1 protein-coding gene is annotated in these 942 nt (G+C 68.5%); it reads left to right on the top strand.

Annotated features, from left to right (window positions below):
- Nucleotides 1–84: 84 nt before the first annotated feature.
- Nucleotides 85–942, top strand: an 858-nt coding sequence (locus tag ACFQS7_RS30950; protein ID WP_380070984.1) for an IS5 family transposase, incomplete at its 3' end; no start/stop codon positions are given.

The raw sequence follows: 942 nt of genomic DNA, 5'->3' as shown, positions 1-942 counted from the left end.
CATCTTGTTGCATGGGTCGCTCGGTCAGGCGCGTTGGGGTAGGCTGGCGTAGAGGCGAGCCCTCGAGCAGTGAGGGATTGCGCCATGCCGTTCAAGGCCAACGCCGATCGCCGGCACCGCATCCCCAAACAGCGCCAGAAGGTCACCAACTGGGCTGAGTACGACGCCGGCTTGCGCGCCCGCGGCAGCCTCACCGTGTGGTTCACGGCCGAGGCGATTGAAGGGTGGCGCGCCGAGGCACGCACTGGCCGGGGCGGCCAAGCGAAGTACTCGGACCTGGCGATCGCAACCGCCCTGACGCTGCGCGCTGTGTTCCGCTTGGCGTTGCGCCAGACCGAGGGTCTGACCGGCTCTATCTTGCAGCTGCTCAGCCTCGACCTCGCGGTGCCGGACCATTCGACTCTGAGCCGGCGGGCCGGGATGCTGGAGGTGCCGCGGCCGAAGACGGGCAGCCAGCCGGTGCACCTGCTGGTCGACAGCACCGGACTGCGGCTGTGCGGTCTTGGTGAGTGGCTGGAGGAGAAGCACGGCACCAAGCGGCGCCGGGCCTGGAAGATGCTCCACCTCGTCACGGACGCCGACACCGGCCAAGTCGTCGCTTCGGTGTTAACCTGCAGGGATGCCGATGACGGCTCGCAGGTTGGCCCCTTGCTCGAGCGGGTCGACGGCTCCGTGGCATCCCTCACCGGCAATGGTGCCTACGACCGAGACGACGTCTACGCTGAGGTCGCGTCGCGGCATCCCAATGCCGCCGTCATTATCCCGCCGCGCGCGAACGCGGTGCCGAGCGGCACAATCGAAACCGCGCTGACGCAGCGGGATGCGCATCTGCGATGTATTGCCGAGCGCGGCCGCATGGGCTGGCAGCGGGCGTCGGGGTACAACTGGCGCGCCCTGGTGGAGGCGGACATCTCGAGATGGAAGCGCGTCATCGGTGACGGG

This window comes from Dankookia sp. GCM10030260, assembly GCF_042666655.1.
Classification (GTDB): Bacteria; Pseudomonadota; Alphaproteobacteria; order Acetobacterales; family Acetobacteraceae; genus Paracraurococcus.
This window is presented reverse-complemented; position numbering and strand designations above follow the sequence as displayed.